This window comes from Streptomyces sp. NPDC046349 (assembly GCF_055587885.1).
This window is the reverse complement of the sequence record NZ_JBVJFK010000001.1, coordinates 378,772-392,886: the sequence shown is the minus strand read 5'-3', so window position 1 is coordinate 392,886 and position 14,115 is coordinate 378,772. Positions and strand designations below refer to the sequence as shown.

General features: G+C 74.6%; 13 protein-coding genes. 7 read left to right on the top strand and 6 right to left on the bottom strand.

Going from position 1 to position 14,115, the window contains the following annotated elements; translation table 11 throughout:
* Nucleotides 1-291: 291 nt before the first annotated feature.
* Nucleotides 292-2,769 (bottom strand): helicase-associated domain-containing protein, encoded by a 2,478-nt coding sequence (locus tag ACZ6JS_RS01850; protein WP_469295130.1) that lies wholly within the window; start codon nt 2,767-2,769, stop codon nt 292-294.
* A gap of 120 nt (nt 2,770-2,889) precedes the next feature.
* A complete protein-coding gene (locus ACZ6JS_RS01845; RefSeq protein ID WP_469295128.1) occupies nt 2,890-3,351 on the bottom strand; it encodes a DUF234 domain-containing protein in 462 nt (153 codons plus the stop codon).
* A 30-nt stretch (nt 3,352-3,381) separates the two neighbouring features.
* Here ACZ6JS_RS01845 and ACZ6JS_RS01840 point away from each other — a divergent pair, with 30 nt between their 5' ends.
* The 3 genes from ACZ6JS_RS01840 to ACZ6JS_RS01830 all read left to right on the top strand — a co-directional run bounded on the left by ACZ6JS_RS01840 (nt 3,382) and on the right by ACZ6JS_RS01830 (nt 5,779).
* Complete coding sequence (locus ACZ6JS_RS01840; RefSeq protein WP_469295126.1) at nt 3,382-4,017, top strand: hypothetical protein; 636 nt, start codon at nt 3,382-3,384, stop codon at nt 4,015-4,017.
* Between the two features lie 315 nt (nt 4,018-4,332).
* Nucleotides 4,333-5,316: an XdhC family protein gene (locus tag ACZ6JS_RS01835; protein WP_469295125.1), complete on the top strand. Its 984-nt coding sequence runs from the start codon at nt 4,333-4,335 to the stop codon at nt 5,314-5,316.
* 67 nt (nt 5,317-5,383) lie between these two features.
* Nucleotides 5,384-5,779, top strand: coding sequence for a DUF6479 family protein (locus tag ACZ6JS_RS01830; protein WP_469295123.1), 396 nt, complete (start codon nt 5,384-5,386; stop codon nt 5,777-5,779).
* A 199-nt stretch (nt 5,780-5,978) separates the two neighbouring features.
* Here the strand turns inward: ACZ6JS_RS01830 and ACZ6JS_RS01825 are convergent, their stop codons facing one another.
* Nucleotides 5,979-6,860: an ATP-dependent DNA ligase gene (locus ACZ6JS_RS01825; RefSeq protein WP_469295531.1), complete on the bottom strand. Its 882-nt coding sequence runs from the start codon at nt 6,858-6,860 to the stop codon at nt 5,979-5,981.
* On the bottom strand, nt 6,860-7,756 hold the full coding sequence (gene ligD, locus ACZ6JS_RS01820; protein ID WP_469295121.1) for a non-homologous end-joining DNA ligase: 897 nt from the start codon (nt 7,754-7,756) through the stop codon (nt 6,860-6,862). Before ligD ends, ACZ6JS_RS01825 begins: the two co-directional genes overlap by 1 nt.
* A 31-nt stretch (nt 7,757-7,787) precedes the next feature.
* Between ligD and ku the strand changes: the two genes are divergently transcribed.
* Nucleotides 7,788-8,948, top strand: a complete 1,161-nt coding sequence (ku, locus tag ACZ6JS_RS01815; RefSeq protein ID WP_469295120.1) for a non-homologous end joining protein Ku — start codon at nt 7,788-7,790, stop codon at nt 8,946-8,948.
* Between the two features lie 117 nt (nt 8,949-9,065).
* On the opposite strand, the gene ACZ6JS_RS01810 is transcribed toward ku, so the two are convergent.
* Nucleotides 9,066-9,995, bottom strand: a complete 930-nt coding sequence (locus ACZ6JS_RS01810; RefSeq protein WP_469295119.1) for a nuclease-related domain-containing protein — start codon at nt 9,993-9,995, stop codon at nt 9,066-9,068.
* A gap of 205 nt (nt 9,996-10,200) precedes the next feature.
* On the opposite strand from ACZ6JS_RS01810, the gene ACZ6JS_RS01805 reads away from it, so the two are divergent.
* The 3 genes from ACZ6JS_RS01805 (at nt 10,201) to ACZ6JS_RS01795 (ending at nt 13,173) form a co-directional block, all read left to right on the top strand.
* Entirely contained in the window at nt 10,201-10,833 is a 633-nt protein-coding gene (locus ACZ6JS_RS01805) for a hypothetical protein (protein ID WP_469295118.1), read from the top strand.
* Between the two features lie 163 nt (nt 10,834-10,996).
* Nucleotides 10,997-11,857 carry a hypothetical protein gene (locus ACZ6JS_RS01800; RefSeq protein ID WP_469295117.1) on the top strand — a complete coding sequence of 287 codons (861 nt, stop codon included), beginning with the start codon at nt 10,997-10,999 and terminating at the stop codon, nt 11,855-11,857.
* 83 nt (nt 11,858-11,940) lie between these two features.
* Entirely contained in the window at nt 11,941-13,173 is a 1,233-nt protein-coding gene (locus ACZ6JS_RS01795) for a histidine kinase dimerization/phospho-acceptor domain-containing protein (protein ID WP_469295530.1), read from the top strand.
* A gap of 661 nt (nt 13,174-13,834) precedes the next feature.
* Here the strand turns inward: ACZ6JS_RS01795 and ACZ6JS_RS01790 are convergent.
* The gene (locus tag ACZ6JS_RS01790) at nt 13,835-14,107 is read right to left on the bottom strand and encodes a hypothetical protein (RefSeq protein ID WP_469295116.1); all 273 of its coding nucleotides are present in this window, start codon (nt 14,105-14,107) and stop codon (nt 13,835-13,837) included.
* Nucleotides 14,108-14,115 lie beyond the last annotated feature (8 nt).

Genomic DNA, 14,115 nt, shown 5'->3' with positions numbered 1-14,115 from the left:
CGAACGCTTCGGAAGTGGCCCCCCTCACGCGATGGATAAGCACGTGCGGGCAGCACCCGCTCTGCCCGCAAGGCGCACCTGGGCACCCAGGTCTCCACAACCCGACGAGGAATGGGCCGGGTACGCGACACACCCTCAGCCCCCGGAGTACTGGCTGCCGCGGCTCGGACAACGGGCGGGGCGAGCCCCCTGAACGGCCACGGTCAGCACGGATCGCACCCCCCATCCCTGTCGCTCCGGTGCCGTGTGCGCCAGACGCGGGCACCGTCGCCGACGTCTGGCGGGTGCCTCCTAGCCGCCCGACGTGAGGGTGGCGGCCAACAGGCGAGCGCTGGAGCGGATGGCGCGGGCCGGTTCACCGTAGGCGGGGTGGGCCTGGTCCAGGGTGGGCATGAGGCTCGGGGCGCGGTCGTTGGGGGCGCGGTCGAGGAGCGTGATGCCGGTCTCGGCCTCCTGGGTGGGGGCGTAGCCGGCGGCGCGCAGGGCGGTGAGGGTCTCCTCGGGGGGTGCTGTGGAGATCAGGACGGTGGGGGCGATGCGGCGCAGGCGGAGTTTGGTCAGGCCGCGGGCCTGGGCCACCTCGGCGATCAGGGTGGTGTCGTCGGAGCGGATGCAGCAGGCGGAGCGGACGACCTTGAGCTGTCCGTGGGTGCGGGCAGTGTCCTTGATCGTGTAGGCGAGCGGCTGGGGCAGAGGGGTGCCGCGCTCGCTTGCCGCCGTGAGGCCGTTGAGGAGTTCGTCGGCGCTCCAGCCCGCGTCCAGGGCCCGGCGGACGGAGGTCGCCGTGATCCGCCAGACCACGGCGTGCCCTTCGGACTCGATGTCGCCGACGGCGGAGAGCAGGTCGGCCAGGGCGGGTGCGGGGGCGCCGGTGACGGTGGCGGTCAGGTCGCTCTGGAACCGGGCCGTGTCGCTGGGCTCGGGCAGCGCTGCGTACAGGTCCTCGCGGAGGGTGGTCACCGCCTTCGCCAGGGTGGGGCGGAGGGACAGGTCCTCGCTCAGGCCCTCGGAGCCGCGGGCAGACGGGTCCGTGTCCGCGCCGGGTACGGCCGGGTAGTGGTGGGCGGCGCCCGCCTCCAGCAGGCGGCACAGGGACCGGCCGACGGGGGTGAGCGCGCCGTGGGCGACCACGCCGAGCAGGGCCGCCTCGGCCAGGGTGGCCGCCGTGCGGTCGAGGACTCCGTCCAGGCCGGTCGGCTCCCCCGTGGCGTCTGCGGCCAGGTGAGCGCGCAGGGCGGGCTGGAACCATGCGGCCAGGGAGAGCAGTTCGGTGTATCCACGTGCGTTCGCGGTCAGCCCGTGTCCGTCGGGGAGGACGGCGAGCGCTCGTAGGACCCCGGTGCGCAGGGTCACGGCGTCCTCGTCCTGCGGGCTGATGAGCGCGACCGGGGTCTCGTCGGGGTCCGGCCAGTGGGTGAGAACCGCGGGGAGCACAGCCCAGGCGGCCAGCAGCGGCAGCAGCTTGCCTGCGGCGGGGGCGGCGGCCCAGGCGTCGTAGCGGTCGCTCGGCAGCAGCCGGGCGGAGGGCTTGGGGGCCTTGGAGTTCCGGCGGCCACGGGAGGGCGGCGCCGGTTCGTCCGTCTTGGGCGCGGCCAGGCCGGCGTTCATCGCGAGGTCCAGCCACAGCCGGGTGTCGGCCTCATCGGCCCCGGCTGCCCTGGCCAGCCGGCGGGTGTCCCGTACGGCGATCCCGCCCGCCTTGCGGATCGCGACCGGCTCGGCGGCCAGCGCCCGTAGGACCAGTTCGGCCCGCCAGGCGGCCGCCGCGGCGGCCGTGCCGCCCTCGCCCTCCCAGCCGGACGGCAGCGGCGCGGTGGCGGTGAACGGCTCCGGTTCCAGCCGGGGGCTGGGCGCCGCGCCCTCGTCGCGGAGCGCACGGGCTACCTCGTACGGAAGTTCCACCAGGTCGAGGCCGGAGGGGATCAGTAGTCCGCGCGCGGCCAGCCAGTCGGTGCCCTCGTCGCCGCTGCCGCCCTCCCGGAAGACGTACTTCGTGTCAGGGCCCGCGTACTGCGACCCGTACCGGCCGACGAAGCAGTGGGTGCGCAGCAGTGGCGGGCCGGGTACCAGGTGGTCCAGCAGTTCCAGCGCGCGGACCGGTGCGTCCGCCAGCAGGGCCCGCACCCGGGCGGGATCGGCGAGCAGGGCGGTGATCAGCTCCTGGGCCTGGTCGCGGGTACGGGCCGTGCCTTCGCCGAAGAGGTTCGCGGCGATCCGCTTGATCTCGGGGGCGTTGTAGGCGTGGGTCAGCAGCCGGGTGGCGGTGCGCCCGTAACCGTCGAACCCGGCGGCCCGGACATGCAGCAGCGGCGGCAGTGCCAGTTTCCCCTTGGGCGCGGGGAGCAACAGTGCGCGCTCCCGCAGTCGGGCGAGCGTGTGCTCTGCCCGCCGCCGCTTCTCTCCCGGCTCGAACCAGGCCAGTACGTCCCGCTCGGGTACCAGTCGGTCCGCGGGCTCCACCGGGGCGAAAGGCGTGCGCTGTTGCCAGGGATACCGGGGCCCGTCCTCGGCCTCGCCGCCGGCTACGGGCCCGTGCCGCTCCAGGGCGAGGGCGGCGATGGAGGCGAGCAGTTCCAGTTCTCCGGCGGTGCCCGCCATCAGGCCCTGGCCCACCGACTCGTCGGTGAGCAGGTGTTCGGCGAGCTCGCGGAGGGTGGTGATCCGCCGGTACTGGGCGGCGAGCGGCAGATCGCGCTCCTCCAGCAAGGCGGTCAGCCGCTCGGAATCCAGGGTGCCCAGCCAATTCGCGAGGGTGGTGCGCGCATTCACCCGGCCAGGCTAGCGTCGCCGGGCCACCGAAGCTGAACCGGCCGTGTCCGTCCCCTCAGACCGCCGCGCTCAGTGCCGCCGCGCGTACCTCACCATGCCTCCTCCTGGCGGTTTCCCTGACTACTGCCAGGCACGGACAAGGTCTTCCGGACTCCCGTGCGCCGCAAGAGGCAGATCGGCCTCGACACCCGAACGGGACACCACCACCACCAGCGCCGTGCTCGGCTCGCCGCCGGGCACGGCGAGCATGTCCCGCACCAGGGCGTCGTACTCACCCCGGCCGAACGGCTGCGACTCCAACCACTTCACCGGGCCGATGAAGTGGACCCGCCCTGCCACGGGTTCACGGTCGGCGCCGATCAGGTCGATCTCCGGGTTGTTCTGCCGGTTCCACCAACCGCCGACCGCCTCCGTCTGCGGCCACCTCTCATCGGGCAGCAGGCGCAGCAGCGACTCACGGACGACCGGCTCGACGGCCCGGCAAGAGCCGCCCGACCCCGGCGAGCGCGAGGCGCTCTCCCCCGCTCCCTGCCGGATGGCGGACAACCGGCTCTGTTCGCCTATGGTTTCGGAGTTGATCATCAGGCGGTGTGAGCGGTGAGGGGCGCGGACGTGCGCGGAGGGAAGAGCGCAGCGGGGGCCGTGGGGCTGGCTCTGCTGCTGGCGGGGTGCGGCGGTGGCGCATCGCAGACGGAGTCGGAGCCGCTCGGCAAGGACACGGGGGTCCGGTATGACAAGTCCCGGGTGCCGACGGTCCAGGACATGGCCTGTGACCGCAAGCGCGGCTCGACCCGGTACGGGCTCCGCGCCCGCAAGGACGATTCCCTGCCCGAGCACAAGGGAGCGAACGCCTCCGAGAACTACGTATGCCACGGCCCGGACCGGATCAGCCTTGCCGCCGGGGGGCGGACGTGGACGGCACCTCACATCGCGGCCGAGTACGACCTCTACGAGGCCGTTCCGGACCCGCTCAAGACCGTCAGGACCGTGTACCGCGAGTCCTTGGCCGAGGAGGACGAACGCACCCTGGTCGGCGAGGCGGAGACGGTCACCACCCGGACCGCCGCGATCACCTGCCAGAAGAACGTGTGGGAGACCTTCCCCATGACCACCTGTGTGTGGGCGAACCACGGCGCTGTCGGCGCGGTCGACTTCTACCCGCCTGCGGGCCGGCACCCCGACATTGCGGAAGCGGTCGCCCGGACCAAGGAACTCATCGCGAGCGGACTGGTGGAAACCCCGCACTGAACGCGTCGTATGCAACACACCCCCTCCGCCGACGCGTTGATACGTCGCCTGGCCGATGCACCGGCGGTTCCGCGGGACCTGCGCCGAGACGGGCTCCGCACCCGGGTCCGGACGTCGGTCACGAACCGGCTGAGCGCCGTGCCGCGCGCCGGGCCCCCGGTTCCGGTGGTCCGTACGAGGGGTGGGACGGGAATGCTGTGGGTTCGGGGGGTGGGTGGGGGACCCCACCCTGCCTAAGGTGGGTGGTGGGCCGCAGGGCGCCTCCGACCTGCCTGGTGCTTTGCGGGGAGAGCTCGAAGTGGATGGGGCGGCGCGATGCGTGAGCTGGTGGAGACGGCGAAGCGGTGGGTGGCCGAGGGGCGGGCGGGGTATCTGGCCCGGCCCGTCACCGAGCGGGGCTTCGGGCCGCGGGATCCCGCGGGGGCCGTGCTCGTCGACCCGCGGGGGGAGTGCGTCGGAAGCCTGTACCGCGGGGTCTTCGACGCCGAACTCGTCGCCGAGGCCGCGGCCCTGGCGCCCGGGGCCACCGCGCGGGTGTGCGAGGTGTCCGTGGCCGGGGACGAGGCCGTGGCGGCGAAGCTGACCTGCGGCGGGCAGGCCGAGGTGCTGCTCCAGCCGCTCTCGGCGATTCCCGCCGAGTGGTGGGAGCTGCTCGGCGAGGGTGCCGGGGTGGCGTTGGTGACCCGGCTGAACGAGGCCGCCGACCGGGCGTCCAGCGAGGTCGTGAGGGCCACCGCGGTGCCGGGCGACGATGCAGGGCGGCGGGCCGGGGAGCTGCTGGCCACGCGGCGGGCCGGGCGGGACACCCTGTACGGCGAGTCCGGCCTGGTGCTGGTCGAGGCGCACCCGTCGGCCCCTTGTGTGGTCATCGGCGGCGGCGGTGAGCTGGCCGCCGTCATCGAGCGGCAGGCGCTGCTGCTGGGCTGGGAGGCGGTGCGGGTCGAGGCCGCCGGGCCGGCGGTGGAGGTGATCGAAGCGCGCCGGGACGCCGCGTGCGTGGTCGTGCTGAGCCACGACGAGCAGTTCGACGTGCCGACGCTGCGGGCGGCGCTGGCCGCGGGGGTCCCGTACATCGGGGCGCTCGGGTCGCGGCGTACGACCGCGCGCCGGCGGGAGGGACTGCTCGCGGCCGGGGTCACCGAGGCGGAGCTGGCCCGGGTGCACGGGCCGATCGGGCTCGACCTCGGCGCCCGCACGCCTGCGGAGACCGCGCTGGCGATCTGCGCCGAGATCCTCGGGGTGCTGGGGGCGCGCAAGGCGGGGGCGCTGCGGGACGCCGACGGGCCGATCAACGCCTGAGCCCTTCACGCCACCTCGGTGCGCCCGCAAAGCGCATAAACGGGCGATGTGGGAGAAAATGCTCCGTATGGACATGATCCTGAGCGTGGACTCGATCCTCACGGATGTGGCGTGGTTCCCGGTCATCGGATTGGCCGTCGTCGCCATGCTGCTCGGTGGCTTCAAGCTGGGCCAGCTGGTCAGGGCCAAGGAGCCGCCACCCCCCGCCGCCGAGGAGCAGCCCCACCTGCCGAACGGGGGAGCCGTCTACGAGGTCCGCGAGGAGCGGGATCAGGTGGAGATCCCCGAGGGCGGCCTGAGGCCGCACGAGATGCAGGGCTACGGGAACTTCGGCTCCACCACCTCCAGCCACCCGGAAGAGGTCCGCAAGGAGCGCGAGTCCGGATACAAGCTGCCGGAAGGACCGGGGCCGCACCCGCAGCCCGGGGCTCCCCCGGACGCCGGGCGCGGGGCACACTCCTGAACCGGCAATCCTGCGGTCCTGCGGTCCTGCGAGAGTCGGAGGGCGCACTCCTGACCCGTCGGTCCTGCGGTCCGGCGAGAGTCGGCGGATCCGGGGAGCCGGCCGTCCGGCCTGGTCCGGGGAGTCCGCCGTCCGGCCGTCCGGCCGTCCTGGGGACGACACGACCCGATCACCCTCTGGCCCGCGCCTCCCGCGCGGGTCAGAGGTCTGTCCGCAGCCGCAGCACCTCCGGCGGCGGGTGCCGGGCCGAGGTGTGCCGGACCTCCGCCGTGAGCGGTGGGTCCAGGACGCGGTAGGGGACCTCCCCGAGCCCGATGGCGGTGACGGTGGCCAGCGGCTCGGCGGTCCCGCGCGCGGCGGCGGCCTCGGCCACCTCCCGGCGGAGCGCCGCCGTCAGCGGGCTCGACACCAGCGGCGTCTCGTCCCCGACCGGCAGGACGAGCACCAGGGCGAGCGGCCGGCGCGGGGTGCCGGTGTAGCCGACCACCGCCGCGTCCCGGACGTCCGTGTGCCGCAGCTTCTGCCAGCCGCGCCGCCCGGCGGGGTAGGCCTGGTCCAGCCTTTTGACGACGAGGCCCTCGATGCCGCTGGCGGGGAGCGTCTCGTACCAGGTGGCGGCCAGTTCCGGGTCGGTCGTCATCGGGACCGGCTGGAGCGGCGGCCCGAGAGGCAGGAGCAGGTCGACGAGGAGGGCCCGGCGGCGTTCGTACGGGCGGGCGCGCACGTCCAGCCCGGCCAGTTCCAGCACGTCGAAGGCGGCGTACGAGGCCGGGAGGCTCTGCGCGAGCAGGGCGGCCCGCGCGGCGGTGGCCGCCGCGCGCCGCTGCACCAGTGCGAAGTCCGTGCGGCCCGCGTGCCAGACCACCACCTCGCCGTCGAGGACCGTCCCGGCGGGCAACCGCAGGGCGGCCGCGGCCAGATCGGGGAACGCGCTGGTGACGATCCGCCCGGAGCGGGCCTGGAGGGCCACGTCGGCCGCCGAGCGCGCGATGACCAGCCGGTGCCCGTCGAACTTCGGCTCGTACGCCAGCCCCGCCCCGCGCGGCAGGGTGCGTACGGCGGCGGCCAGCGCCACGCGGATCACGGCCGGGCCCTGGGGAGCGGCCGGCCCTGCGCGGGGTCGGCCAGCGGGGCGAAGAGGTCGCCGTCGCGGCCGAGCCGCGGTCCGATGTCGTCGGCGAGGAAGACCAGGTCGGCGGGGGTGCGGCAGGCTTCGACCTCCGCCCAGGACACGGGGGCGGAGACGGTGGGCCGGGCCCGGGCGCGCAGGGTGTAGGCGGCGGCGGTGGTCTTGGCGGCGGCGTTCTGGCTGTGGTCGACGAAGACCTTGCCGGGGCGCAGGGCCTTGGCCATGCGGTGCACCACGAGGTCGGGGAGTTCGCGCTCGGCCTCCTGGGCGAGCTGTTTCGCGTACGCGGACACCTGCGCGGACGGGGTCGGCTCCAGGGGCACGGCCAGGTGCAGGCCCTTGGATCCGGAGGTCTTGGCGTAGGCGTCGAGGCCGTCGGCGGCGAGGCGCTCGCGCAGCCACAGGGCGGCGGCGCTGCACTCGACGACGGACGCGGGCGCCCCGGGGTCGAGGTCGAGGATCATGCGGTCGGCGACGCCGGGGCTGCCGGCCGGCCACTGGTGGATGTGGAACTCGACGACGAGGTTGGCGGACCACATGAGGGTGGCCATGTCGGCGACGACCACCTGTTGGGCGGAGGGGTCCTCCGAGCGGGGTACGGGGGTGGTCCTCACCCAGTCGGGTGAGCCGGGTGGCGGGTTCTTGGTGAAGAACAGCTGGCCGTCCGGTCCGTCCGGATAGCGCAGGAAGGACACCGCCCGGTCGTGGATCTGGGCGAGCAGGGGCTCCGCGACGGTGGCGTAGTAGTGGAGTACCTCGCCCTTCGTGAAGCCGGTCTCCGAGTAGAGGACCTTGTCGAGGTTGCTGAGCGCGATGCGACGGCCCTCCACCAATGTGATCGGCGTCATACGATGAGATTGCCACGAAACAGGAGGAACCGTGCGATCCATCTGGAACGGAGCGATCTCCTTCGGCCTCGTCAGCATTCCGATCAAGCTCGTGAATGCCACCGAGAGCCACTCGATCTCCTTCCGCCAGATCCACCTCGCCGACGGCGGCCGGATCCGCTACCGCAAGGTGTGCGAGCTGGACGGCGAGGAGGTGCCGGGCGCCGAGATCGGCAAGGGGTACGAGGAGGCGGACGGGTCCGTCATCCCGATCACGGAGGAGGACCTGGCGCAGCTGCCGCTGACCACGGCGAAGACGATCGAGATCATGTCGTTCGTGCCCGCCGAGGAGATCGATCCGCTGCAGATGGACGCGGCGTACTACCTGGCCGCGAACGGGGCGACGGCGGCGAAGCCGTACACGCTGCTGCGGGAGGCGCTGAAGCGGAGCCGGAAGGTGGCGATCGCCAAGTACGCGCTGCGGGGGCGGGAGCGGTTGGGCATGCTGCGGGTCGTCGATGACGTGATCGCGATGCACGGGCTGTTGTGGCCGGACGAGATCCGGGTGCCGGAGGGAGTCGCTCCGGACGCGGAGGTACGGGTGCGGGACGCCGAACTCGACCTGGCGGACGCGCTGATGGCGACGCTGGGCGAGGTGGAGCTGGAGTCACTGCACGACGACTACCGGGACGCCGTGGAAGCGATGATCGCGGCGAAGGCGGGCGGGGCGTTCGAGCCCGCGGAGGCGACGGTGGAGCCCGCCGGCGGGCAGGTGATCGACCTGATGGCGGCGCTGGAGAAGAGCGTGCGGGCCGCGAAGGCGTCGCGGGGCGAGGGCGGGGGCGGGGCGGAGGACGGCTCCGGCGCCGAAGCCGGGGAAGGCGCTGGGGAAGGGGCCGACGTCACGCCGATGCGGCGGCGGGGCGGTCCGGGCCGGAAGACGACGGCTGCGCCGAAGGCCGTCGGCGGGAAGAAGTCGACGGCGGCTTCGGCGAAGAAGACCGCGGCGGCCGCGAGGACCACGTCCAAGAAGAAGTCCACCACCGCCAAGTCGGGGACGGCCGGATCGACTACTGCCAAGTCGACCGCAGCCAAGTCGAGAACGACCAAGTCGACTGCCAACAAGTCCACTTCGGCGGCAAGTGCGAAGAAGGCCGGTACGGCGGCGGGGGCGAAGAAGGCCGCAACGCCGCGAAAGCGGGCCTCTGCCTGAAAGGCGCTCCGGTGGGCGGGGCGGGGGCTGCGGCGCTCTCCTCCCTCCCCGGCGGGGGCTGCGGCGCTCTCCTCCCTCCCCGGCGGGGGCTGCGGCGCTCTCCTCCGCCGCGCCCCTTCACTGTTGTCCGGGGCTCCGCCCCGGGCCCCGCGCTCGGAGCGCCGACGGGGCCGGATCCGGGGCGGCCCGCCCACCTCGCGCCTCGAACCCGCGCGGGGCCGGAGTGGGCCGGGAGCGGGGCGGCGGGGCCGGCGGGAGCCAGGTCCGGGTGTCGCGGGCCTGGGCGAACAGGGCTTCGACGTCGGGGGGTTTCAGGGCCTCCGGGGAGGCCAGGAGGTCCGGTGTCGCGGTCGGCGGCTGGAGGATGCGGATGTCGCGGACCGTCGGGGCGGCCTCCAGGCGGGAGGCGTCCACCACCGCGAGGGCCGGCGTGACCTTCGCGGCCAGGACCGCGGTCGCGCGGTCCGCGGCTGCGCGGATCCAGCGGGGGTCGGGGCGGGGTTCCGCGCGGCCGACCGTGAGCAGCAGGTCGCCGACCACCGCGCGCTGCCGCCGCCCCGGGACCGTACGCACGCAGAAGATCCCTGCCGGGCCGATGACCAGGTGGTCGATGTGGCCGAACCCCAGGAGCGGCACGCAGTGCAGGGTGCGCCAGCCGTCCGGTTCCAGGGCGTCGAAGGCGTCGCCCATCCGCTGCTGCGCGGTCAGGTCCTGGCGCAGCCGGTGTCGCGACCGGGTGCCCCCGGAGCCGTGTTCCAGCTCGGCCAGGAGGGTTTCGCCGGGCCGGTTCGGCGCCAGGTCCGCATCCGGCGGCATGGCGAGGCGGCGCAGGTCGGCCGCGGTGGGGACCGGGGGCGGCCCGATGGACACCGAGCCGCTCAGATAGGGCCGCAGTACGGCCAGGACGGCATCGCGGTGGTCGTCCGCGAGGACGCTGATCCGGTTGGCCTGGCGGTCGTACCAGGCGACCGCCTGCCCGTCGGGCAGGTTGACGTACAGTCGGCCCCGTCCGGGCCGGCCGCTGGGCAGTACCTTGAGTCCGCGCATTCGCCCTCACCCCCGCCGTCCATGTGAGCAGCCGGGGCGCCGCACGGCAATCCCTCGGTTGTGTAACGACTCCGACGGAACCTTGCGACTTCGCTGTTACACGAACGGGGTGTCGCCGCAACGGCCGCCGCCTAGGTTTGTTTGTCGCACCTGGAGACACCAGGCCCCGACCAGGGCACCGACGCCCCAGCCAGAAGGACCTCTCGTGAGCACCGTCCGCCGCCGCACTCTCGTTCGCGCCGCCGCCGTGACCGCCTGTGCCGGCAGCCTGCTGGCGCTGCCCACCGCCGCCGCTCTGGCGGAAGGGGTTCCGGCGGCCTCGTCCGCGCGCTCCTCGGCCCCGCAGCGGACCCTGGTCAAGAGCCTCTCGCTGGCCGACGGGGTGTCCACGGCGAGGATCTACCGGACGGCCGAGGGCGCCTACCAGGCCGACATCCTGGCCGCCGACGGCGCCAGGGCCACCACTCTGACCAGCCGTGACGGGGTGACCGAGATCGGCGGCTCCGGCAACCTGCACGCCGCCCTGGACGCCGAGGGACGGCTGACCTCCTGGGCGGGCGACGCCCCCGCGCGGGGCGGCAGCCACGCCGTCGTGGGCGAAGGGCACAAGACCGGCACCCGCGACGGGCAGATCGTCCCGGTGTCGGCCGAGCAGCGGGCCGCCGCGGGCGACACCCGCGCCCTGGAGGCCGCGTCCGCGGAGGGCCGACGACTGAGTACGCTGGCCGACGAGCCGGGCGACGGCCTGCTGCTGCTTGCCGCCGGCGGCGGCATCGCCGCCGTGGGGGCGGCCGGGCTCGGCTTCGCCATGCTGCGCCGGGGACGCACGGACGCCTGACCGCCGTCCGTACACCCGTACGCGCGGAAGGCCCGCTCGCCCGCATCGCGGCCACCGAAGGGTCGGCCCGGGCATAAGGGGCGCACCTCCGCATAGGGTGGATGCGATCGACCGTCGTCGCAAGGCGCGCAGAAGGGCACGGGGGGCTGTGAACAGGGGTGCCGTGAAGAGGTTCGTTTTCGGCGGTTCCGCGCGCCGCCGTTCCACCGCTCCCGCCGTGGCCCCGTTGCTGCTCCTCGCCGTGCTCCCGCTGTTGGCGGGCTGCGGCGACACCGGCGGCCTGGTCGGCGCCGGGGCGACCGCGACCGCGAGCGGCCCCGTCCACCTGTGGCCCGAGCGCCTGGGGGCGACAGTACCGCCGGCCGATCCGGCCGGCGCCCCGCCCGAGTACGTGAAGGGGATCCCGCCCGTCCGCGACCAGGACGTGCACGGGGTGGATCCGGTGATCCTCGTCCAGGCGGAGCTGCGGGCCCATCCGAAGACCGGGGTCGGGGCCGACGGGATGCCGGCCGAAACCGCGGCGGCGATCAAGGTCTGCAAGCAGGGGGCCGCGGAGCCCGCGTCGTGCCCGGTGCTGGCGCCGTACTACCGGGACCTCACCGGCGACGGCAAGGACGAGTTGATAGTGGGCATCGAGTTCCCGGACAAGAGGATGTCCGTACGGGTCTACACGGCGGACGGCGACGGGCGTCTGAACCGGATCATGGCGACCACGCAGACCGTCGTCTCGGTGGAGCTGGCCGGTCGGGACGTGGTGCTGCGGGTGCCCAGCGGCAACCGCGGCTACGAGCTGATCACCGCCTGGTCCTGGGAGGAGAAGCAGCGCACCATGCTGCCGACGCGGGAGCAGATCGTACGGGTGCCCGCGAACCCGCCGGGTCCGGAGGACCGCGGTCCAGGGACCGGTCCCGGGACCGGCACCGGTGGCGGTGGCGGTGGCGGTCTCGGACCCGGGACGGGCTCCGGCCCGGGCCCCGGCCCGGGCCGCGGCGGCGGTCCCGGGCCCGCACCGGACCGGCCGTGACCGTGACGCTGCGCGGGAGCGAGGACCGGGCGCGGGCCGGAGGGCGGATGCGGACCGGAGGCCGGAAGCGGTTGCGGCTGCGGCTGAAGCTGCGGCTGCCCGCCTGGACGGCCACGCTGACCTGGAAATCGGCGTGCTTCATCGCGGTGATGTGCTGCTCACTGGCAGCCGTGCTCGGCGCGCTGGTGCACGTGGAGGTGACCCGCCAGACGGTGGCCACGGCGCGGGAGAAGGCGCTGGGCAAGCTGAGCGAGGTCACGGACCGGTACGAGGCGGGCGAGCCGCTGCCGCCCGGTTCCGGACTGGACCCGGTGGGGCTGCCGCCGGGACTGCGGGCGCTCGCGGTCGGCGGGCACCGCGGAACGGTCGTGGGGGAGCACCGCGGCCGCCCCATGATGTGGGCGGCCGGCCCGGCGGACGGCCGGGCCCTGGCGACGGCGATCGACTACGGGCAGAGCGCCCGTACCATCAGCGGACTGGACAACGCGATCATCGGGTCGTCGGTGCTGGCGATCGGCGGGACGCTGCTCGTGGGCGTGTTCGCGGTGACGCGGGTGACGCGGCGGCTGCACCAGACGGCGACGGTGGCGCGGCGGATCACACAGGGCGACCTCGACGCCCGGGTGGACGACCCGCGGACGAAGGACCCCTCGCGGCGCCAGGACGAAGTGGCGACGGTGGCCGGGGCGCTGGACACGATGGCGGGAAGTCTGCAGTCGAAGCTGGAGAGCGAGCGGCGGTTCACGGCGGACGTGGCCCATGAGCTGCGCACGCCACTGACCGGCTTGCAGGCGGCGTCGGAGCTGCTGCCGCAGGGCCGGCCCACGGAGCTGGTGCGCGAGCGGGTCCGCACGATGCGGCAGCTGACGGAGGATCTGCTGGAGATCTCGCGGCTGGACTCGGGCAGCGAGGCGGTCGAGACGGACCTCCACCAGCTGGGGCGGCTGGCCCGGCGCGTGGTCCGGGCCTCGGGGACGGACACGGAGGTGGTCGTCCTGCGGGATGCCCACGTGGAGACGGACCGGCGCCGGCTGGAGCGGGTTTTGGGGAACCTGGTGGCCAATGCCCATCAGCACGGGCGGCAGCCTGTGGTGCTGACGGTGGACGGGCAGGTGGTGACGGTACGGGACCACGGTGACGGCTTCCCGGACTACCTGCTGGCACACGGCCCGCAGCGCTTCCGCAGCGGGGGGAAGGGGCATGGGCTGGGCCTCACCATCGCCGTGGGCCAGGCGGCCGCGATCGGCGCGACGCTGCGCTTCCGCGCCGCGGAGGACGGCGGAGGCTTGGCGGTCCTCACCCTCCCCGGTTCCTAGCGGAGGCGTCGGAGCCGGCCGAGCCGCCGCCAGTCCACCGCCGGGCGGAGGCGGCCGCGGTCCGGGACGGCAGGCCGGGGCCGGCCATTCCGCCTCCGGGCGCATACGGGGGCGGCCCTGCCGGCCCCGGGCCGCAGGGCCGACCGGAGCCGGAGGCCGACGGGCTGCGGCCTCAGGCCGGGGCCCGGGGCCGCAGGCCGCAGGCGCAGGCCCGAGCGGAGCCGGAGGCCGGCCGGCGCGGCCCCGGCGTCGGCCGAATCCCGGCCGCAGGCCGGACCGGGGCCGAAGGCCGTACCGCAGGCTGGGACCGGCCAATTCGCCGCCGGCCGAATGCGGGCGCGGACCTCTGCCCACCCGGGCCGCAGGCCCGAGCTGAGCCGGAGGGCCGCAGGCGCGGCCTCAGGCCGGGGGCCGGGCCGGCAGGCCGGAACCGCAAACCGCAGGCGGGCCGTAGGCCGGGCAAGCGCGGACTCCGAGCCGGACCTCAGGACCGGAATCGGGCCGGGGGCGGAACGCCGGAGCGGAGCCGGAGGCCGGCCGACGCGGCCGCAGGCGCCGCGCTCGGTCGCGGCCCGGGCGGCCGATCCGGGCCGAAGCGGGCTCGATACCCAGGCCCGACGGCGCCCGCCGCCCGGTGGCCGTCGGCACCGGCCGGCGGGTGTCAGTCCTTGGGCCGGGGGGTCTTGGTCCAGGGCCAGCGGGGTCGCGGCTTGGTGCCCGAGGGGCGGAACGCGTACTTCCAGCCCTTCTGCAGGCCCAGCCGCTTCGAGTAGCCCGACGGAACGCGTTCGTACAGGAGCACCGTCGGCGGGCCGTCCGGCGTCGGGACGGGGATCTCGTACCACTTCGGCGGGTGTCCGGTCGGGCCGGTCAGGATCGGGAGGACCCGGCCGTCCATCGGGCCGCCCTCGAACGGGGTCGGTTCGCTTCTCACCCCACCAG

Bases quoted from the DNA above. Each gene is read 5' to 3' on its own strand.
- ligD (WP_469295121.1), bottom strand. From the start codon at position 7,756: ATGACGCCGATCACATTGGTGGAGGGCCGTCGCATCGCGCTCAGCAAC.
- ACZ6JS_RS01845 (WP_469295128.1), bottom strand. From the start codon at position 3,351: ATGATCAACTCCGAAACCATAGGCGAACAGAGCCGGTTGTCCGCCATC.
- ACZ6JS_RS01835 (WP_469295125.1), top strand. From the start codon at position 4,333: ATGCGTGAGCTGGTGGAGACGGCGAAGCGGTGGGTGGCCGAGGGGCGG.
- ACZ6JS_RS01810 (WP_469295119.1), bottom strand. From the start codon at position 9,995: ATGCGCGGACTCAAGGTACTGCCCAGCGGCCGGCCCGGACGGGGCCGA.
- ACZ6JS_RS01830 (WP_469295123.1), top strand. From the start codon at position 5,384: ATGGACATGATCCTGAGCGTGGACTCGATCCTCACGGATGTGGCGTGG.